Genomic DNA, 19,524 nt, shown 5'->3' on the forward strand with positions numbered 1-19,524 from the left:
CGCACACACCCCATCCCGCTCCACTGCGACCGACCTCTCCCTACCGACCCAACCGCCCCGGACGGTCCGGCCCGAGGCGCAGCGATGCCCCGGCACGGATCGCCGGGGCATCGCCAAGCTGCCGGAACCCGCCGCAGTCGTCAGCAGCGGTCCGCCATGATCACTCGGGTAGCGGGCCCGCTCCCGGGGCGCCGTGGCACTTCTTGTACTTCTTGCCGGAGCCGCAGGGGCAGGGAGCGTTGCGGGACGGGCCGGAGCCGACCTTCTGGCCCGGGGCGTTCTGCTTCTCACCGGCCGCGATCTTCGACTGCGGGCCGGTGCGCAGTGCCGACGCGGCGGTGGCCGAGCCGGAGTCCTGGCCGATCTCGACCGCGCCACTGCCGGCGGCACCGTCGATCGTCGGCTGGGAGTACTGCAGGGCCTGCGGGGAGCGCTCGCCGAGCCCCTTGGCGTGGATCTCGACCTTGCCGTCACCGGCCGGGGTCGGGGTCGTGGTCCCGGCCGCCTTGCCGACCTGCTCGGCGAACTCCTCGGCGGTCAGCTCGGTCGGCGCCTCGGCGGCCGGCGGCTCCTCGCCCTCGCCCTCCTCCTCGACCTGGACCTCCAGGTTGAACAGGAAGCCGACCGCCTCCTCCTTGATGCCGTCCAGCATCTGCTGGAACATGTCGAAGCCCTCGCGCTGGTACTCCACCAGCGGGTCGCGCTGCGCGTACGCCCGGAGGCCGACGCCTTCCTGCAGGTAGTCCATCTCGTACAGGTGCTCGCGCCACTTGCGGTCGATCACCGCGAGCAGCACCTGGCGCTCCAGCTCGCGCAGCGCGTCGGCGCCGAGCTCCTCCTCGCGCCGCTCGTACGCCTCGTGCGCGTCATCCTTGAGCTGCTCGGCGAGGAAGTCGGCATCCATCGCCTCCAGCCCGCCGGCCTCGTCCTCGAGGTCCTCGACGGTGACCGAGATCGGGTACATCTGCTTCAGCGCGGTCCACAGCTTGTCGAGGTCCCAGTCCTCGGCGTAGCCCTCGGCGGTGGCGCCCCGCACGTACGCGTCGATCACGTCGTCGATGATGTTGTCGATGTAGTCGTGCAGGTCCTCGCCGTCCAGCACCCGCTTGCGCTCGGCGTAGATGACCTGGCGCTGCTTGTTCAGCACCTCGTCGTACTTCAGGACGTTCTTGCGGATCTCGGCGTTCTGCTGCTCGATCTGGGTCTGCGCGCTGCGGATCTGCCGGCTGACCATCTTCGACTCGATCGGCACGTCGTCGGGGATGTTGAGCCGCTCCATCACCGTCTCGACGGCGCCGGCGCGGAACCGGCGCATCAGCTCGTCCTGCAGCGACAGGTAGAACCGGGACTCACCCGGGTCGCCCTGCCGGCCGGCACGACCGCGCAGCTGGTTGTCGATGCGGCGGGACTCGTGCCGCTCGGTGCCCAGCACGTACAGCCCGCCGGCGTCGAGGACCTCCTCGGCCTCGGCCGCGCACTCCTTCTCGGCCTCTTCCAGCGCCGCCTCGTACGCGTCCGCGTAGCCCTCCGGGTCCTCCTCGGCGTCGATGCCGGCGTTGCGCAGCTTCGCCGCGGCGGTGAACTCCGGGTTGCCGCCGAGCAGGATGTCGGTACCGCGGCCGGCCATGTTGGTGGCGACGGTGACCGCGCCCTTGCGGCCCGCCTGCGCGACGATCTCCGCCTCGCGGGCGTGGAACTTCGCGTTCAGCACCGCGTGCTCGATGCCGCGCTTGGTCAGCATGTCGGAGAGGATCTGGCTGCGGTCGACGCTGGCCGTACCGACCAGGACCGGCTGGCCCATCTCGTGCCGCTCGGCGATGTCCTCGACGACCGCCTCGAACTTGGACTGCTCGGTCTTGTAGATGACGTCGGCGCGGTCCTCGCGGATCATCGGCTTGTTGGTCGGGATCGGGGTGACGCCGATCTTGTAGACCTTGTTGAACTCGGCCGCCTCGGTCAGCGCCGTGCCGGTCATGCCGGCGAGCTTCTCGTACAGCCGGAAGTAGTTCTGCAGGGTGATCGTGGCGAGGGTCTGGTTCTCCTGCTTGATCTCGACGCCTTCCTTGGCCTCGATCGCCTGGTGCATGCCCTCGTTGTAGCGCCGGCCGTGCAGGATGCGGCCGGTGAACTCGTCCACGATCAGGACCTCACCGTCGGAGACGATGTAGTCCTTGTCGAGCTTGTACAGCTCCTTGGCCTTGATGGCGTTGTTCAGGAAGCCGACCAGCGGGGTGTTGACCGACTCGTACAGGTTGTCGATGCCGAGCTGGTCCTCGACCTTGCGCACGCCGGCCTCGGTGATCGCCACCGTGCGCTTCGACTCGTCCACCTCGTAGTCGCCGTCCGGCTCCGGCGCCCGGCCGCCGAGCGACGCGGTCGGTGCCATCGGGCTGGACCGCTTGAGCCGCTTCACCACCCGGGAGAACTCCGTGTACCACCGGGCGGACTGCTCGGCCGGCCCGGAGATGATCAGCGGCGTCCGGGCCTCGTCGATCAGGATCGAGTCGACCTCGTCGACGATGGCGAAGTGGTGCCCGCGCTGCACCATCTCGTCGGCCGACCAGGCCATGTTGTCGCGCAGGTAGTCGAAGCCGAACTCGTTGTTCGTGCCGTAGGTGATGTCGCACTCGTAGGCGGCCTTGTGCTCGGCCGGCGTCATCTGCGGCAGCACCACCCCGACGGTCAGGCCGAGGAAGCGGTGCACGGCGCCCATCCACTCGGCGTCGCGCTGGGCCAGGTAGTCGTTGACCGTGACGATGTGCACGCCCTTGCCGGAGAGCGCGTTCAGGTAGGCCGGCAGGGTGGAGACCAGGGTCTTGCCCTCACCGGTCTTCATCTCCGCGATGTGCCCGAAGTGCAGCGCGGCGCCGCCCATCAGCTGCACGTCGTACGGTCGCTTGCCGAGCACCCGGTTGGCCGCCTCGCGGACCGTCGCGAACGCCTCCGGCAGCAGGTCGTCGAGCGACTCGCCGTCTTCGAAGCGCTCCTTGTACTGGTCGGTGAGCTCGCGCAGCTCGGCGTCGCTCAGCTCGGTGTAGTCGTCCTCGAGATCGTTGATCGCGGACGAGATCGCCTTGAGCCGCCGCAGCATCCGGCCCTCGCCGGTGCGCAGCATCTTTTCCAGAACCGACACTTCTCAACGCTCCCTGGGGGATGTTCTCCGGCGACCATCGTAGGCAGGGCGGCGGCCGTTGGACACATCCCGCCCGGCAGACCGGCTCCGGATTGTCACACGGCACCCTGATCCGGTCATTGGACCACGGCCGACGGTGCCGGTGACCAGCGGCACACCCGGCCGGCGGCCGCACACGGTACGCCGGCGCGGCGGTCGGGCCGCGCACCGAGACCGCGGGTCACGGCCGGATCAGGCGGGACAGGACGCCGCCGACGACCAGGTACGCCACCGCCGCGATCACCCAGTCGACCAGCACCTGCCTGGTGTGATCGGCGAACGTGAACAGGTCGCCGAACGGTCCGGACAGCCAGCCGCCGGCCCGGGTCAGCCCGCTGACCAGCACGTTGTCCGGGTTCGCGCCGAATCCGACCAGCACCGCGCCGAGCCCCAGCAGCAACGCCACCACCAGCGCCACCGTCATGATCGCCTTCGCCAGATAGGTCCGGCCGATCCGCACGCCCGACCAGACCCGCGAGGTCGTCGCCGCCTCCGTGGTCTCGGTGCCGCTTTTCGCCACTGCCACCGCCTCGTCACCGACCGTCCATGGTTACCAATGGGTACGAGTGTGCCCTCCCGCGCCCCGTTTTCCCAGCCCGCCGACCGACCGGGCGGCGAGCTGAATTCCGATGTGCCGGTCCGCGCCGATCCGGCAGGATTCCCGGCATGGATCCGGTGGTACTGACCGACGACGAGCTGACGCTGCGCTGCTGGCGCCCGGACGACGCGCCCGCGGTGTACCGCGCCTGCCAGGACCCGGACATCCGGCGGTGGACGACCGTGCCCAGCCCGTACGCCGAGGAGGACGCCGTGCGGTTCGTCACCGACGCGCCGGGGAGGTGGGCCGACGGTACCGTCGCCGGGTTCGGGGTGTTCGACTCGGCGAGCGGTGCGCTGCTCGGCTCCCAAGGGCTGGATCTCGCCGGCGGATCCGCCGAGCTGGGGTACTGGAGCGCGCCGTGGGCTCGTGGCCGCCGGGTCACCGAACGGGCCGGCCGGCTGGTCCTGCGGTGGGCGTTCGACACGCTCGCGCTGCACCGGGTCCGCTGGCGCGCGGTGGTCGGCAACCACGCGTCCCGGCTGGTCGTGGCGCGGCTCGGGATGCGGCTGGAAGGTGTCGTGCGGTCCGGGCTGCTGCCGCACGACGGCGACGAACCGCAGGACGGCTGGCTGGCCGGTTTGCTGCCGGGCGAGCTGCGGCCGGCCGGCCCGGACGACCCCGCGCTGGCGCGGGCCGCGCGGCAGGCCCGTACCTACCTGGCCGCGCAGCCCACGATCGACGCCGGCAGGTACGTCCTGCGCCCGCTCGCCGAGGCCGACGTGCCAGCGCTGGTCGAGCTCTGTCGCGACCCGGCGATGGCGGAGTTCACCACGGTGCCGGTGCCGTACCAGCCGTCACACGCGGCGTTCTTCGTCCGGCTCGCCCGGGACCGCTGGGCCGCCGGCGACGGCGCGATCTTCGCGGTGGCCGAGCCGGCCGGCCGGCTGCTCGGCACCATGGATCTGCGGCTGGTCGACTGGCCGGCCCGGATCGCCGAGGTCGGCTACTCGGTGGCGCCGCAGGCTCGCGGTCGCGGCGTCGGCACCACCGGGCTCTCCGCCGTCTGCGACTGGGCGTTCGACGCCCTGGCGGTCGACCGGATCGAGTGGCGCGCGTACGTCGGCAACCTGGCCTCCCGGCGCGTGGCCGAGAAGGCCGGTTTCACCGTCGAGGGCACCGAGCGCGGGCACACCCTGCACCGCGGCACCCCCGTCGACACCTGGTACGGCGCCAAGCTGTCCACCGACCCCCGCTGACCCCGAACCGACGGCCGAAGGCGGATCCGAGGCCGAGCCCCCAGCCGAAGAACTGGTTGTGACGTCTCCCGAGGGGACGCGAGCGAGCCGTGCCTGAGGCGTTCGCTGGCAAGCCGAGCCCGGGCGCCGTGTGCGAACGCACACAAGTCCGGGATCGGCGCAGTCCAGCGGGCGTCTCAGGTGCGGCGCAGCGACCTCAACCCCTGGCGTGGGGGGTGAGCCAGCGGAGCGGGTCGGGGCCCTTGGGGACGACGCCGGTCGGGTTGATCTTGGGATGGGTCAGGTAGTAGTGCCGCTTGATGTGGTCGAAGTCGACCGTGTCGCCGAAGCCGTGGGTCTGGTAGAGGTCGCGCGCGTACGCCCACAGGTTGATGAACTCGGTCAGCTTCTGCCGGTTGCACTTGAAGTGGTTGTGGTAGACGGCGTCGAACCGGACCAGCGTCGTGAACAGCCGCACGTCCGCCTCGGTGATCGCCTCGCCCATCAGGTACCGGCGGTCGGCGAGCCGCTCCTCGAGCACGTCCAGGCGGGCGAACAGCGCGTCGTAGGCCGCCTCGTACGCCTCCTGGCCGGTGGCGAAGCCCGCCTTGTACACCCCGTTGTTGACGTCGGTGAAGATGTCGGCCATCAGCGGGTCCAGCTCGGCCCGCAGCGCCTGCGGGTACAGGTCGGGCGCGCCGGCCGCGTGGTGGTCGACCCACTCGGTGGACAGGTCCAGCGACAGCTGCGGGTAGTCGTTGCTGACCACCTTGCCGGTGATCGTGTCGACCAGCGCCGGGACGGTGACCCGGCCGGCGAACTCCGGATCGGTGGCGAGGTACGCCTCGGACAGGAAGCCGATGCCGAGCACCGGGTCCTTGCCGCCCTCGTCCAGGGTGAACCGCCAGCCCTTCTCGTCCCGGATCGGGTCGACCACCGCGAGCGAGATCGCCTCCTGCAGGCCGAGCAGCTCCCGGTCGATGATCGACCGGTGCGCCCAGGGGCACGCGAGCGAGACCACGAGCCGGTACCGGCCGGCCTCGACCGGCCAGTGGCCGTCCTCGTCCGGCCCCTCGCCCGGGGCGGACCGGGAGTCGCGGGTGACCCGGCCGGTGAAGCGGTTGGGCTGCCGGACGAACGCACCGTCCGCCGCCGTCTCCCGGCCGAACTGTGCGCTGTCCTGCTTGCCGCCGGGCTGCATGGCAGCCGACGACCCGGTGCCAGGGGCCGCGGCACCCTGCTGCGTGGTCGACGAAACCTCAGCGGTACTCATGACGGCAAGCCTGCCGCAGTCGGCCGGCGAGCGCATCGGAAAAGTGGGTCGAGCACGCCGCGAATGCCCGATGCGTGCCGGGCGGCACGGGGTTGACTGGCCGTCTAGGGCTGCCCGTCGCGTACCGGTGTCGGCGGCGGCTGTCACGACCACGCCGGGAGCGTCGCGCCGAGTCCGGTGGCGCCGGCGGTCTCTTCTGCCGGTACCTCTTTAAGGTTGGTAGCGGAGCTGGGGAGGGCGCATGGATGGGCTGCCACGGGAGGAGCTCGACACCGTACGGTTGCGGCTGCGCGCGCCCGCACCCGGTGACGTCGACGACCTCGTCGCCGCGGGCCGGGCGGCCGGGGCGACCGGTTCGGGCGGCGTCGTCGGCGGGCGGGCCGGGATGGCCGACGCGGCCCGGGCGCGAGCGTTCGTCGACGTCGAGGCGCCGGCCCGGTGGGCGACCGGTGGGGCCGTGTTCGTCGTCGCCGACCGGGACACCGACCGGCTGCTCGGCTGCGTCGAGCTCGACCGGTACGTCGCACCGCTGGCACAGGCGGAGGCGGGCTACTGGCTCGCGCCCTGGGCGCTGGGCAAGGGGTTCGGTGCCGAGGCGGTCGCCGCGCTGACCGACTGGGCGCTGCACCACGGGCTGGCCCGGTTGGAGCTGCGGGCGGCGCCGGCCGACGCGCAGCGGCAGCGGGTCGCGCTCGCCGCCGGGTACCGCCGCGAGGGCATCCTGCGCGGTGCCGGTGCCGGTGCCGGCCCGGACGGGCCTCGGCACGACCTCGTGCTGTGGGCGCGGCTGACCGGTGACCCGGACGGGCCCACGCCCCGGCTGCTGCCGGACCTGCCCGGTGGCGAGCTGTCCGACGGGGTGGTCGCGCTGCACCCGCTCGACCCGAGCGACGCCGACGATGCGTACGCCGTGCTGCGACTGCCGGAGGTCTACGAGTCCTCGGTACCGCCGGTGGCGCCGACCCGCACCCAGGTGCGGGAGAGCTGCGAGACCGCGCAGAGCCAGTGGCTCGCCGGCGCCGCCGCCCGGCTCACCGTCCGGGACGCGCCGAGCGACCGGTATGCCGGGGAGATCGTGCTGCACTACACCGAGCCGGTCACGGCCAGCGCGATGCTCGGCTACCATCTCGCCCCGGCCTGGCGGGGCCGCGGTTTCGCAACCCGGGCGGTACGGCTGCTCGCCGGCTGGGCGTTCGACCACGTGCGGCTGGCCCGGCTGTACGCCGGGGCCGACGTGCGCAACACCGCCTCGCAGGCGGTGCTGGAGCGCGCCGGATTCCGCCGGGTCGGCCGCGAGCTGAGCCGCCGCCCCGGCGCCGGCGGCGGCCGGGTCGACGACGTGCTGTACGAGCTGGTGGCCGCCCCGACCTGAGCGGGAACCCGGGTACGGTGACGGCCCGGCGCGGGAGCGCGCCGGGCCGTCGTCCGATCAGGTGCCGAGCCCGGTCAGCTCGCCAGCCGCAGGATGCCGTAGTCGAACCCCTTGCGCCGGTACACCACGCTGGGCCGCCCGGACTCCTTGTCCATGAACAGGTAGAAGTCGTGACCGACGAGTTCCATCTGGAACAGTGCGTCGTCCACGGTCATCGGGTCGGCTGGATGCTCCTTCTCCCGGACGATGCGACCCGGACCCTGCTCGTGCTCCACCTCCGCCTCGTCGGTGCGCTCCAGCACGGCGACCGCACCCGGCACCGGGGTGTCTGCGCCCAGCGCTGCGGTGGCTGCCGCCACCGACTCCGGGGTACGCCGGCCGCGATGCACCCGGCGGCGGTCGGCCGACTTGCGCAGCCGCGCCTCCAGCTTGGTCAGCGACGCGTCCAGCGCGCTGTAGAAGTCGCCGGCACAGGCCTCGGCGCGCACCGCCGGGCCGCGCGAGCGGCAGGTGATCTCGACACGCTGGCAGCGGCCCGATTGCCGCCGGTTGCGCTCGTGGGACAGCTCCACGTCGACCTCGAACATCTTCGGGTCGTACCGGCCGATCTTGTTCATCTTGTCGGTGATGAGCTGGCGGAAGTGGTCGGGCACTTCCAGGTTTCGGCCCTTGATCACAACATCCACGCCTGACCTCCCACGGTCTTCGAGTGGGTTACGGCGGACCCGCAACGCAGTGCGTACCGGCCGGCGATGGCGGCGCCCCACGGGCCTCGCGGCGGCCGGCACTGTCGTCTCTGTCGACCTCCCTCTCGCTTCGGTGCGAGCACATCGGGTGCACCCGACGCTAACCTCCTGGTCTCGATTCGGCATCCCCAAGGCCTGCGAGATTTTGGGGCACCGACGCCGCGCCCCCGCGTATCGGCGCAAATCCGCCCACCGGTGACGCACCGGGTGTGCGTCCCGGCCGAGATCGCTGACTGCGGAGCGTGTTGCCAGGAGCCCCCAGCCTAGGGTCACCGGCCCGGAACAACCTGCTAACTCGCCCTGAACTACCAGGTCGAGTGGGTGACGGGTGGGTGGCGACGCTGCGTCGCGGCGAGCGTGACGGCCGCGGTCACCGGCACCCCGGCGGCGCTCAGCAGCCGGGCCGCACCGGCCAGGGTGGCGCCGGTGGTGATCAGGTCGTCCAGCAACACCACCGGGCCGTCCCGGGGCGCTGCCGGCGCTCCCGGGCGAAGGCGGAACGCCTGGTCGGCCCGGGCGATCCGGGCCGCGGCGGTCAGCTCGGTGGAGTCGGCACCGCGCGGCCGCGCCAGCAGCGGCCGGCGCACGGCGGCGGCGGTCCCGTCCCGGGCGAGCCAGCGGGCCGCGGACCTGGCCAGCCGCAGCATGTGGTCGCCGCGCCGGGCCCGGGCCGCCGCGCCGGTCGCGGGCACCGGCACCAGCGCCACCACCCGCGGAGCCACGCCGACGCCGCCGGCAGCCCCGACCGCCGCACCGGCGGCAACCGCCGTGCCGGCACCGAGCGTCGTGCCCGCGGCGACCGAGGCGGCGGCAGAGACCGGCGTGCTGACGGAGACCGCCGTGTGCACCGCGCCGGCCAGGGCCCGGCCGAGCGGGCCGGCGAGCCCGAGCCGGCCACGCTCCTTGTACGACAGGATCAGCTCCCGCAGCAGGCCCTGGTACGCACCGAGGGTGTGGCACGGTGGCAGCCCCGGTGGCGGTGGGTCCGGCACGGTCGGCCGGGCCGCCGAGCCGGCCAGGGTCGAACCGCAGCGCGGGCACAGCGGTGTCGCCGGCCCGGCCGCACCACACCCCGGGCAGTCGGCGGGGAACACCAGCTCGACGAGATCCGACCACACAGCACGCATGCGCCCAGCGTCGCTCGCCGGTGGCGCCGATCGACGCGTCGTCCACAGCCCTGTGGACAACCGCGCCGCGACCGGATCCGCGTGGTACGGGCGCGGGCCGGCCGCTCACGGCACCAGGACGACCTTGCCCAGGGACCGGCGCTCCTCGATGACCCGGTGTGCCTCGGCGGCGGCGGCCAGCGGGACGCGGTGGCCGATCCGTGGAACCAGGGACCCGTCGGCGGCCGCGGCGAGCGCCCGCTCCGCAAGGTCCCGCAGCCCGCCCGGGCGCTGGAGCAGCCGCGCGCCGACCGCCGCCGAGACGGTGATCCCGGTGGCGTAGACGGTCTCGGCGTCCAGCGGGATGGCGGAGCCGGAGGCGGTACCGAACATCACCAGCCGCCCGCCCGGCCGCAGCAGGGTCAGCGCCTGCGCGCCGAACTCGCCGCCGACGCCGTCGAGTACCAGGCTCGCCCGGGTGGGCGCCAGGAGGCGCTGCGCCACCTGCGGCCAGTCCGGCTGCGAGGAGTCGACCGTCTCGGCGTCCAGCGCCGCGACGGCCCTCGCCTTCGTGGCGCCGGTGGCGAGACCGACCACCCGGGCCGCTGCGCGTCGGGCGGCCACGGTCAGCATCGTGCCGACCCCGCCGCTGGCGCCGGTGACGACGACGATGTCGTCGGCACGGATCTCGGCGAGCTCCAGGATCGCCTGCACCGTACGGCCGGTCCCGATGGCGGCCACGGCCTCGGCGGGGTCGGTGCCGTCCGCGACCGGGTGGAGGGCCGCGGCGGCGGCGATCGCCAGCTCCGCGTAGCCGCCGCTCGCCGGACCGAGGTCGGCGACCACGTCCCGGCCGAGCCACGACGCGTCGACATCCGGGCCGACGGCATCGACGTGGCCGGCCACCTCGCGGCCGGGCGTCATCGGCAACGGCACGCGGGTACGGGGCGGTCCCAGGCCGGCCCGGATCTGGGCATCGAGCAGGTGCACTCCCGCGGCGCGGACCCGGATCCGGACCTGCCCGGGGCCGGGGGTCGGGTCGGGCAGGGTCACCAGCCGCAACGTCTCCGGGCCGCCGTACTCGTGCTGTCGGATCGCTCTCACGGCGCGGTCACCGCCCCGGCCGGCTCCGCGTCCAGTCCGTGGCGACCGATCCAGGCGCTCAGCGCCGCGGCGATCGCGGCCGGCTGGTCCTCGGGCGCGTGGTGGCCGGCGACACCGCAGTCGACGATCTCGACGCGGGCGGCATGGTCGCGTACCCACGCCTCGACGGCCGGCCCCATGAGCCCGGGGCCGTCGTGGAAGACGGGCATGAGCTTCGGCACGTCGACCGATGCGGCCAGCCACGCGTCGTAGGCCTCGACGCGGGCGACGACGTCGGCCGGCTGGCCGTCGATCGGCATGGCGCGCGGCCACTGCAGCAGCGGCCGACGCGAGGCCGGAGTTGGGTACGGGTCCCGGTAGACCGCGTGGTCCCGCTCTCCCAGCCGGGCGATGTTGGCGGCCAGCGCCCGCTCGATGAACAGGTTCTCCTCCAGTACGGCCTGCTCGCCGGCGCCGGGCGTCCGCAGCATGGTGAAGACCGGCCGGGCCGACTCCGGCAGGTCCTGCCAGGACATCGGTCGCACGATCGTTTCGAGGAAGGCGATGCCGCGGACCCGGTGCGGATGCCGGGCCGCCCAGTCCAGCGCGAGGGCACCGCCCCAGTCGTGGCCGACGAGCACCACCTCCGACAGGCCCATGCGCTCGATCCAGGCGTCCAGGTAGCGGGCCTGATCCGCGAACGAGTACGCGATGTCGGGTTTGCCGGAGCGGCCCATCCCGACGAGATCGAGCGCCAGCGCCCGGACCGATCCGGGCATCCGGGGCAGGACGTTGCGCCACAGGTGCGACGACGTCGGATTGCCGTGCAGGAAGACGACGGGCTGCCCGTCGCCGCGCGTCTCGTAGTGCAGGTGCGTGTCGAGTACACCGATGTCCGGCACGATCTCCTCCGTCGACAGAATGACAGGTACCTGACTAACATTAGGAGGATAGGCAGGTGCCTGTCAATTCCGGGGGGACCTATGGCCCCGCAGCTCGCTGCTGCTTCGCGTCCCGCACGAGGCCAGGCCCGAGGCCGTCATGGGTGGGCGACCGGGGCGAACGGCGATGGGCCGAGCTGACCAGCTAGCCCTGGTCAGCCGGCCGCGAACCGGCCTACGACGGCTACCGGACGCGATCGACGCATCGAGTACCGACCCGGGCTGATCGCTCGGCCAACCGTCCCGGACCGGACCCTAGTTCGGGAAGAACGGGGCGGTGCCCGGCGGCGGTTCCGCGGCACCGGCCGGCGGGGCCAGCTCGTTGCCGGTCAGCTGCCAGAGCTTGCCGTTGATCGCCAGCAGGATGATGCCGTGCGCGGCGCCGCGGGCCGGGTCGGTGGTGCCGGACGCGACGAACTCCGGGACGCGGTCCCCGCTGGTGCCGGTCAGCAGGTCGGAGGAGACGTCGTCCAGGCTGAACTGCCAGGCACCGCCGCGCATCGCGCCGGACTGCCCGCTGGGCGCACCGACCGATCCGCGGCCACCGAACGCGATGTCGTCGTCCTGGGTCCAGGAGACCTCACTGAGGTCGGTGAAGCTGCTCGCCACCGTCCGCATCCGGCCGATCGACAGCGCGGAGTCCTGCTGGATCAGCGGCGCCACGTACAGCTGGCCGCCGCGCACCAGCGCGACCCGGCACCCGTCCGGCGAGACCGCCACCGCGGTCACCTCGCCACCCGGCGAACCGGGCACGAACGGCACCTTCTCGGTGTGTCCGGTGCCGGTCGCCATCCGCAGGCTGCCGTCCACCGGCACCAGCGCGGTCGACGAGTGCGGGAGCAGGCTGGGGCGGCCGATCTCGGTGGCGTCGCCGAGCCCGTCGGCCCGGACGAACCGCGCGTCGGACGATTTGGCGTCGCCGATGGCGTGCCCGATCCACAGCGCCGGTCGGCCGTCGTCGTCGCTGCGGACCAGCGCCGTGGCCGACGAGTCGACGTTCAACGCGGCGCGCTGCACGTGGCTGTTCAGCCCGCGGGTGGCCGGGGCCGACAGCACGCCGGGGAGCCACTGCTTGCTCGCCGCCGGGATCACGCTGCCGTGCGAGACGTAGTACCCGCCGGAGTTGGCGGCGAGGGTGCCGGGGTTGAACGTGCGCAGCGAGCCGGTGTCGAACGTGCTGCCGCCGTCCCTGATGCCCGGCACCGGGAAGGGCCGGCCCTCGACCCGCAGCTGCAGCCGGGACACCCGCGCGCGCAGCGTCCAGGCCAGCTGGGCGGCCATCGTCAGCAGGTGTTTCGCGCCGACCGCCTCGCTGGTCAGGTCGACCACCACGACGTCCTTGTCGCTCTGGGCGACCACGTTGCCGCGTCGCTTGGTGCCGTCCGGGATGTCGTTGACCACGGCCGGCGCGAGCCACCGCGACGGGCCGTCGAGCAGCCAGTCGACCAGGATGGTGCGTTCCTTCACCGGTGCGATCGTCTTCGACACGTACCGCAGATCGGGCACCAGCGACTCGTGGTCCGGGCTGGCGAAGTAGACCGGGGTGGCCGTGTAGTCGGCGATCATCGCCTCGGTGGAGATCAGGGTGTGGTCCGGCGGGTTGGTGATCAACCACTCCTTGCCGCCGGTACCGGTCGGCCACTGCGCCAGCCGGAACTCCTGCCGGTACTGCCGGCTGGTGTGCGGGCCGGGCGCCTCGACCGAGCCGTCGTTGGTCAGGGTGCCGACCAGCTCGCCGCGCACCTGCACCGTCGCGATGGGCCGGCCGTGCTTGTCCTTGCCCTGCGCGGTGACCGTGTTCGTGTTGATCCGCACCACGGTGAGCCCGGCCGGGTCCTGGTGCCACCGGCCCCGGGCGTCCGCGGAGAAGAACTGGGACACGTTGGCCCGCAGCTGGTCCGCGCTCGGGTCGTAGCCTGCGGCCCCGTAGAACTGGTTCACCAGGTCGGTCGGGCCGCTCGCGGTGGCCGGATCGGGGGGCGGATCGCGGTGCGGCGCCTGCGGAACGTTGTCGTCGCCGGAGCCCACCGGTGCCGACTTCACCACCACCGGCGGACCGGAACTCGGCACCCCGCAGGCGGTGAGCGTGACACCGAGCAACCCGGCGAGCGCGGCACCGAGCAGGCCGCGGCGGCGCGGGCTACTCATCGCCACCACCGCGGGTACTACCGGCGGTGAGCGGGTCGGCGTCCGGGGCGTGCGGCGTCGGTTCGTCGTCCAGGGTCCCGGCCGCCCCGCCAGATCCGGCCGGCCCCGCCGGCAGGGCCAGCGGTGCCGGTGAGACATCGGCGTCCGGCGGCACCAGCGGCAGTGGCGAGGACACGATCCGGTCGCCGGCGCGGGCCGGCACGGTCAGCCGGAACTGGGAACCCTGACCGGGCGCGCCCCACGCCTCCAACCAGCCGCCGTGCAGCCGGGCGTCCTCCAGGCTGATCGACAGCCCCAGACCGGTGCCCCCGGTCTGCCGCGCCCGGGACGGATCGGCCCGCCAGAACCGGTTGAACACCAGCTTCTCCTCGCCCGGCCGCAGCCCGATGCCGTGGTCGCGAACCGCGATCGCGACCGTACGCTCGTCCGCCGCGAGGTGGACCTCGACCGGCCGGTGTTCGCCGTGCTCGATCGCGTTGCCGATCAGGTTGCGCAGCACCCGCTCCACCCGGCGCGGATCCACCTCGGCGATCACCGGCCCGTCCGGGGTGTGCAACTGCACCGGCGCGTGCAGCCGCTCGGCCAGCACGCCGAAGCCGGCGGCGACCCGCTGCACGATCGGTACCAGGTCGACCGCCTCGGCGTCGAGCACCGCGAACCCGGCGTCGAACCGGCTGATCTCCAGCAGGTCGGTCAGCAGCGCCTCGAACCGATCCAGCTCGTCGGCGAGCAGCTCGGAGCTGCGGGCCGCGGCGGGCGGGAACTCGTCGCGACCGGCGTAGAGCATGTCGGCGGCCATCCGGACCGTCGTCAGCGGGGTCCGCAGCTCGTGCGAGACGTCGGAGGTGAACCGGCGCTGCAGCCGGGACAGCTCCTCCAGCCGGACGATCTGGTTCTGCAGGTTGCTCGCCATCTGGTTGAACGACGCGGCAAGCCGGGCGAGATCGTCCTCGCCGCGCACCTCCATCCGCTCGTGCAGCAGCCCGGCGGACAACCGCTGGGCGGTACGCGCGGCGGCCCGCACCGGGGTGACCACCATCCGGGCCACGATCGCCGCCATCAGCGCCAGCAGCAGCACCAGCGCCAGGCCGGCGATGATCGTCGTGTTGCGGACCAGGTTCGCCGCGGCGACCTCGTCGTCCAGCGGGAACAGGTAGTAGAGGTCGAACACACCCCAGCCGACGTCGACGTGCTCGCCGACCGCGAGGTAGGGCCGGCTGCCCTGGCCGTCCGGGTTCGCGGTGGTGAACTGGTACGCCAGGGCGCCCTTGCGGCTGACCGTGTCGCGCAGCGCCGCCGGCACCTCGATCTTGGTCTGGTCGGGGGCGGGCCCGCCGTACGGCGCGACGTCGATGCGGGAGTCGGGCACCAGCTTGACCTCGTAGGTCCCGGCGCGGGTGGGCACGCTGTAGAGGTTGACGACGACGTCGCGCACGCTCGCGGCGAGCTGCGGATCCTGCGCGCCGGACAGCGCGGCGAGCTGCTGCGTCACCGTACCGGCGCCGCTGGACACCTGGCGCACGGCGGCCTGCCGCTTGGCCACCACCAGCCCGGCGGTGATCTGCTTCGCCACGAAGTAGCCGAACGCGGCGACCAGCAGCGACGAGACGAGCAGCGTGATCGACACGACCCGCAGCGACAGCGAGCGGCGCCACGGGGACACCGCATGGCGGGCTCGCCGACCCAGCCCCGGTGCCGTCCGGTGCAGTGTCGTACGTGTCCGCCGCACCACGGAGTCGAGCAGACTCACGTCCGCCCTCCACCGCGCGTGCTCATGGCCGCTCTCCGCTACGCTCCGAGCGCCCATGAGGCACCACGCGCACGATGCCCCTGATTCGCTCGCCCATGTCTCCTACCCCGTGCCTGCCTTGTAGCCGACTCCACGGACGGTCAGGATGATCTCGGGACGTTCCGGATCGGGCTCGATCTTCGCCCGCAGCCGCTGTACGTGCACGTTGACCAGCCGGGTGTCCGCGGCGTGTCGGTAGCCCCAGACCTGTTCCAGGAGCACCTCACGAGTGAACACCTGTCGCGGCTTGCGTGCCAACGCCACGAGCAGGTCGAACTCCAGCGGGGTCAGCTTGACCTCGGCCCCGTTGCGGGTGGCGGTGTGTGCGGGCACGTCGATGCTGATCTGCCGACCGGGCGGGCCGATGGTGAGCATTTCCGGCGCGGTGTCCTCGCCGCGCCGCAGCCGGGCCCGCATCCGGGCCACCAGCTCCTTGGGCTTGAACGGCTTGACCACGTAGTCGTCGGCGCCGGATTCCAGGCCGAGGACCACGTCGACGGTGTCGCTCTTGGCGGTGAGCATCACGATCGGCACCCCGGACTCGCCGCGGATCGCCCGGCAGACGTCGATCCCGCTCATCCCGGGCAGCATCAGGTCCAGCAGCACGATGTCGGGCCGGGTCTCCCGGAACGCGGCCAGGGCGCGCTCACCGTCGGCCACGAACGAGGGCATGAACCCCTCGCTGCGCAGCACGATCCCGAGCATCTCGGCCAGCGCCGGGTCGTCGTCGACGACCAGCACTCGCGCCCTCACGCCGACACCCACCGCGGTGCGCACCGACCGAAGTCCCGCCGCCGCGCTCCGCCTCGTTGCGTATCGCTCATGACCCTATCGTTTCATCAGCCGGCCAACCTACGGAAAACCCGGTTGCCCCTGCGCGCCCGGTGCGACCCGTTCGGCCACCCGAATCCGCCCGAAAGTACCGGTCTCAGCGCGATTCCGACGCCGATTCGTCCTCGAGGTAGCGGTTGCGGCCGGCGACCAGGCCACCGAACAACTGCGGTACCAGCATGACCAGCAGGAACACGACCGGCACCAGCCAGCCGCCGGTCGCGTCGTGCAGCACGCCGACCAGCAACGGACCGACCGCGGCGATCAGGTACCCGATGCTCTGCACGAACCCGGACAATCCGGCCGTACCGGCGGGGGTACGGGCGCGCAGCCCGACCATGAGCAGTGCCAGCGGGAACGCCCCGCCGCCGATCCCGATCAGCAACGCCCAGACCAGCGCGCCGGCGTGCGGCGCCACGAGCAGCCCGACGTAGCCGACCACGTAGCAGCCGACCAGCAGCACCACGTACGGGCGCTGGTCCCGGGTCCGGCCGGCGAGGGCGGGCAGGAAGAACGCGATGGGCATGCCCATCGCCACCACCAGCGACACCAGCAGGCCGGCGGTGGACGAGGAGAAACCGGCGGAGGCGAAGATCTTCGCCAGCCAGCCGAACACGACGTAGGCCTGCAGCGACTGCATGCCCATGTAGACGGCGAGCGCCCAGCCCAGCCGGGTACGGGACGGGCGAACGGGCGGCGTGCGCCCGGCCGGCGCGGCGGCGACGGCGTCCGCTCGCCGGGAGCGCACCGCGCCCAGCCAGGGCAGCAGGCCGAGCACGGCGATGGCCGCCCACAGGGCAAGGCCGCTGCGCCAGCCGCCGGTCGCCGACGCGGCCGGTACCGCCACCGCGGAGGCGAGCGCGGCGCCGAGGTTGAGCACCGTCGTGTACAGCCCGGTGAGCAGCCCGAGCCGGCTCGGGAAGTACGTGCGGACCAGCACCGGCAGCGTTACGTTGCCGGCGGCGATGCCGGCGAGGCAGAGCACGCTGACGGCGATGAACACGATGGCCGAGCCGGCCAGCGGGCGCAGGACCAGGCCGGCGACGAGTGCGGCCATCGCGGCGAGCAGCACCCGGTCGGCGCCGAACCGGGCGGCCAGCCGCGGGGCGAGGCCGGAGAACGCGCCGAAGCACAGCGCCGGCAGCGTGGTCAGCAGCCCGGCGGTGGTGCCGGACATGTGCAGCCCGGACTGCAACTGGTCGAGCAGCGCGCCGACGCTGGTGATGGCGGGCCGCAGGTTGAGCGCGACGAGCAGGATGCCGGCGGCGATCAGCCAGCGGGCGCGGCGACGGCCCGGCTCGCCCGCACCGGCCTCGGCGGCCGGCGCGGTACGGGTGGGCTGCTGGTCCTGGGTCGTCTCGGGCACGGAGGCAATCGTAGAATCATGGGATGACTGGATGACAGGCGATTGTGCACAATGCCACTGCGCCAACAAGGAGGTTGTCGTCGATGCCACTGCACAACGCCGCCCGTACCCCGCTCGTCGACCAGGTGATCGCGCAGCTGCGGGAGCAGATCTCGTCGGGTGAGTGGCCGGTGGGCAGCAAGATCCCCACCGAGCCGGACCTGGTCGCCGCGCTCGGTGTGGGCCGCAACACGCTTCGCGAGGCGGTCCGGGCCCTCGCCCACCTCGGCCTCCTGGAATCCCGGCAGGGCGCCGGTACGTACGTGCGGGCGGACAACGAGCTGGTCGGCGCGGTACGCCGGCGACTGGCCCGGGCCGAGCTGCGAGATGCCACCGAGGTGCGGCGCGGCCTGGAGGTGGAGGCCGCCCGACTGGCCGCCCGCCGGCGTACCGCGGACGATCTGACAGCGCTCCGGGCGGCGCTCGCCGCGCGCGACGAGGCCTGGGACGCCAAGGACGCGCAGCTGTTCGTCGAGACCGACGCCCGCTTCCACCACGCGGTTGCCGCCTGCTCGCACAACGCGATGCTGATCGAGCTGTACGCCGACTTCGGCGAGGCGCTGCGCGACGTGCTGCACACCTGCGTCGGCGGCGAGGTGCGGCCGGACGAGTACCTCAGCCACACCGGGCTGGTCGAGGCCATCGCGGCCGGCGACGAGGACCGGGCCGCCGTCGAGGCCGCGACCTTCCTCCGCCTCTTCGACACCACCTGACCCGCCCGATCCGGCCTGCCCCCGCCTGACCCTGCCTGACCCTGCCTGACCCTGCCTGACCCCGCCCGTCGATCAAGGGATCGCCGGGTTGATCAAGGGATCGCCCGCGTTGATCAAGGGAACGGGACATGGCCTCCTGCAGCGATGTGGACGGATCCCTTGATCAACGCCGTGGGGCCTTGATCAACGCCGTGGACCTTGATCGACGATGCGGGCCGGGCAGGCACGACGCTGGGGTGGGGGCGGCATGCCAGGATGGCGGCTGCGCGGGCCCGAAACGCGGGGGCGCGGGATTCTCGTACACGGCCTGGCCGGGGAGAGTGCGATGGAGACGGAGCTGCCGCTGCGGCCGATGACCGTCGGCGAGCTGCTGGACGCCTCCGTGGTACTGCTGCGTCGCAGCTGGCCGCCGCTCGTCGCGCTGGGTCTGGTCCTCGCGCTGGCCCAGCAGGCGCTGGTCGGGCTGATCGCGCCGCTACCCGATCGCGTGTGGTCCGATCCGACCGGCTTCGGGGCGTGGCTCGGTGTCTGGCTCGGTACCGAGTCCGTCGCGATCGCGATCCTCGCCGCGCCGGCGAGCGTCGCCGCCGCCCGTACCGTCGTCGGCGACCCGATCGGCCGGCGCACCCTGCTCACCGCACCGGGCCGCCGGTGGCCGGCGGTGCTCGGGCTGGCGGTGGCGGTGGGCACGGCCGCCGCCGGCGCCCTGTTCGCCTGTGGCCTGCCCTGGCCGGTCGCCTACGCCGCGTCCGGGCTGGTGGTACCGGTGCTGGTCGCGGACCGCGCCACCGGCGTCCAGGTGATCGCCCGGCCGCTGGTGTTGCTCGTCCGCGGCGGCTGCCGGGCTGGCGGCATCCGGCTGCTCGGCTACCTGGGCTGGCTCGCCGTCCGGTTCGCCGTCGGCAGCGGCGCCCAGGTGCTGCTCGGCCGGCTACCGGTGGCGGTGCCGCACGCCGCCGCGATCGGCTGGGTGGTGGTCGACGCGATCGCCTACCCGGCGCTGGCCTGCCTGGACGCCTGCCTGCACCTCGAGAACCGGATGCGTACCGAAGGCCTCGACCTGGCGCTCTCCACCACGTCGGCCCGGCGGCGCCGCACGGTGCTGGAGGCGATCCGGTGAGCGGGCGAGCGAGGCACGGGCGTCGCGGGTGCCCCGCCGGCGTTCCGGC

The 19,524-nt window shown here is 73.1% G+C and carries 15 protein-coding genes; 4 read left to right on the top strand and 11 right to left on the bottom strand.

The annotated features are described in order from the left end of the window. Positions 1-160: 160 nt before the first annotated feature. Complete coding sequence (secA, locus tag Asera_RS32175) at positions 161-3,133, bottom strand: preprotein translocase subunit SecA (RefSeq protein WP_030449387.1); 2,973 nt, start codon at positions 3,131-3,133, stop codon at positions 161-163. Between the two features lie 220 nt (positions 3,134-3,353). Continuing rightward, the gene (locus Asera_RS32180; protein WP_157035158.1) at positions 3,354-3,698 is read right to left on the bottom strand and encodes a hypothetical protein; all 345 of its coding nucleotides are present in this window, start codon (positions 3,696-3,698) and stop codon (positions 3,354-3,356) included. Positions 3,699-3,838: 140 nt separating this feature from the next. Here Asera_RS32180 and Asera_RS32185 point away from each other — a divergent pair, with 140 nt between their 5' ends. After that, complete coding sequence (locus tag Asera_RS32185; protein ID WP_035298550.1) at positions 3,839-4,969, top strand: GNAT family N-acetyltransferase; 1,131 nt, start codon at positions 3,839-3,841, stop codon at positions 4,967-4,969. Between the two features lie 196 nt (positions 4,970-5,165). Here Asera_RS32185 and Asera_RS32190 read toward each other — a convergent pair whose 3' ends face one another. Beyond that, positions 5,166-6,149: a glutathione S-transferase family protein gene (locus tag Asera_RS32190; protein ID WP_030449390.1), complete on the bottom strand. Its 984-nt coding sequence runs from the start codon at positions 6,147-6,149 to the stop codon at positions 5,166-5,168. Positions 6,150-6,462: 313 nt separating this feature from the next. Between Asera_RS32190 and Asera_RS32195 the strand changes: the two genes are divergently transcribed. Beyond that, positions 6,463-7,593, top strand: coding sequence for a GNAT family N-acetyltransferase (locus tag Asera_RS32195; RefSeq protein WP_030449391.1), 1,131 nt, complete (start codon positions 6,463-6,465; stop codon positions 7,591-7,593). A 74-nt stretch (positions 7,594-7,667) separates the two neighbouring features. Here Asera_RS32195 and hpf read toward each other — a convergent pair whose 3' ends face one another. The 8 genes from hpf to Asera_RS32235 form a co-directional block, all read right to left on the bottom strand. Then, positions 7,668-8,279, bottom strand: a complete 612-nt coding sequence (gene hpf / locus Asera_RS32200; protein WP_030449392.1) for a ribosome hibernation-promoting factor, HPF/YfiA family — start codon at positions 8,277-8,279, stop codon at positions 7,668-7,670. A 365-nt stretch (positions 8,280-8,644) separates the two neighbouring features. Continuing rightward, positions 8,645-9,466, bottom strand: a complete 822-nt coding sequence (locus Asera_RS32205) for a ComF family protein (RefSeq protein WP_030449393.1) — start codon at positions 9,464-9,466, stop codon at positions 8,645-8,647. A 105-nt stretch (positions 9,467-9,571) separates the two neighbouring features. Continuing rightward, the gene (locus Asera_RS32210) at positions 9,572-10,549 is read right to left on the bottom strand and encodes a zinc-binding dehydrogenase (protein ID WP_030449394.1); all 978 of its coding nucleotides are present in this window, start codon (positions 10,547-10,549) and stop codon (positions 9,572-9,574) included. Next, positions 10,546-11,430 carry a haloalkane dehalogenase gene (locus Asera_RS32215; protein ID WP_030449395.1) on the bottom strand — a complete coding sequence of 295 codons (885 nt, stop codon included), beginning with the start codon at positions 11,428-11,430 and terminating at the stop codon, positions 10,546-10,548. The genes Asera_RS32210 and Asera_RS32215 overlap by 4 nt, the downstream gene beginning before the upstream one ends. A 294-nt stretch (positions 11,431-11,724) precedes the next feature. Then, positions 11,725-13,617 (bottom strand): LpqB family beta-propeller domain-containing protein, encoded by a 1,893-nt coding sequence (locus Asera_RS32220; protein WP_169745914.1) that lies wholly within the window; start codon positions 13,615-13,617, stop codon positions 11,725-11,727. After that, positions 13,610-15,304, bottom strand: coding sequence for an MtrAB system histidine kinase MtrB (mtrB, locus tag Asera_RS32225; RefSeq protein WP_244844249.1), 1,695 nt, complete (start codon positions 15,302-15,304; stop codon positions 13,610-13,612). The genes Asera_RS32220 and mtrB overlap by 8 nt, the downstream gene beginning before the upstream one ends. Before the next feature lie 165 nt (positions 15,305-15,469). Then, complete coding sequence (gene mtrA / locus Asera_RS32230; RefSeq protein ID WP_030449398.1) at positions 15,470-16,159, bottom strand: MtrAB system response regulator MtrA; 690 nt, start codon at positions 16,157-16,159, stop codon at positions 15,470-15,472. A 175-nt stretch (positions 16,160-16,334) separates the two neighbouring features. Further along, on the bottom strand, positions 16,335-17,603 hold the full coding sequence (locus Asera_RS32235) for a CynX/NimT family MFS transporter (RefSeq protein ID WP_035298553.1): 1,269 nt from the start codon (positions 17,601-17,603) through the stop codon (positions 16,335-16,337). 83 nt (positions 17,604-17,686) lie between these two features. On the opposite strand from Asera_RS32235, the gene Asera_RS32240 reads away from it, so the two are divergent. Beyond that, positions 17,687-18,355: a FadR/GntR family transcriptional regulator gene (locus Asera_RS32240; RefSeq protein ID WP_030449400.1), complete on the top strand. Its 669-nt coding sequence runs from the start codon at positions 17,687-17,689 to the stop codon at positions 18,353-18,355. Between the two features lie 325 nt (positions 18,356-18,680). Then, positions 18,681-19,475 (top strand): hypothetical protein, encoded by a 795-nt coding sequence (locus Asera_RS32245; protein WP_051802980.1) that lies wholly within the window; start codon positions 18,681-18,683, stop codon positions 19,473-19,475. The last annotated feature ends 49 nt before the right edge of the window (positions 19,476-19,524 follow it).

This window comes from Actinocatenispora sera (assembly GCF_018324685.1).
Lineage (GTDB): Bacteria > Actinomycetota > Actinomycetes > Mycobacteriales > Micromonosporaceae > Actinocatenispora > Actinocatenispora sera.

Bases quoted from the DNA above. Each gene is read 5' to 3' on its own strand.
- Asera_RS32185 (WP_035298550.1), top strand. From the start codon at position 3,839: ATGGATCCGGTGGTACTGACCGACGACGAGCTGACGCTGCGCTGCTGG.
- Asera_RS32190 (WP_030449390.1), bottom strand. From the start codon at position 6,149: ATGCAGCCCGGCGGCAAGCAGGACAGCGCACAGTTCGGCCGGGAGACG.
- Asera_RS32195 (WP_030449391.1), top strand. From the start codon at position 6,463: ATGGATGGGCTGCCACGGGAGGAGCTCGACACCGTACGGTTGCGGCTG.
- Asera_RS32205 (WP_030449393.1), bottom strand. From the start codon at position 9,466: ATGCGTGCTGTGTGGTCGGATCTCGTCGAGCTGGTGTTCCCCGCCGAC.
- Asera_RS32220 (WP_169745914.1), bottom strand. From the start codon at position 13,617: ATGAGTAGCCCGCGCCGCCGCGGCCTGCTCGGTGCCGCGCTCGCCGGG.
- Asera_RS32240 (WP_030449400.1), top strand. From the start codon at position 17,687: ATGCCACTGCACAACGCCGCCCGTACCCCGCTCGTCGACCAGGTGATC.
- Asera_RS32245 (WP_051802980.1), top strand. From the start codon at position 18,681: ATGGAGACGGAGCTGCCGCTGCGGCCGATGACCGTCGGCGAGCTGCTG.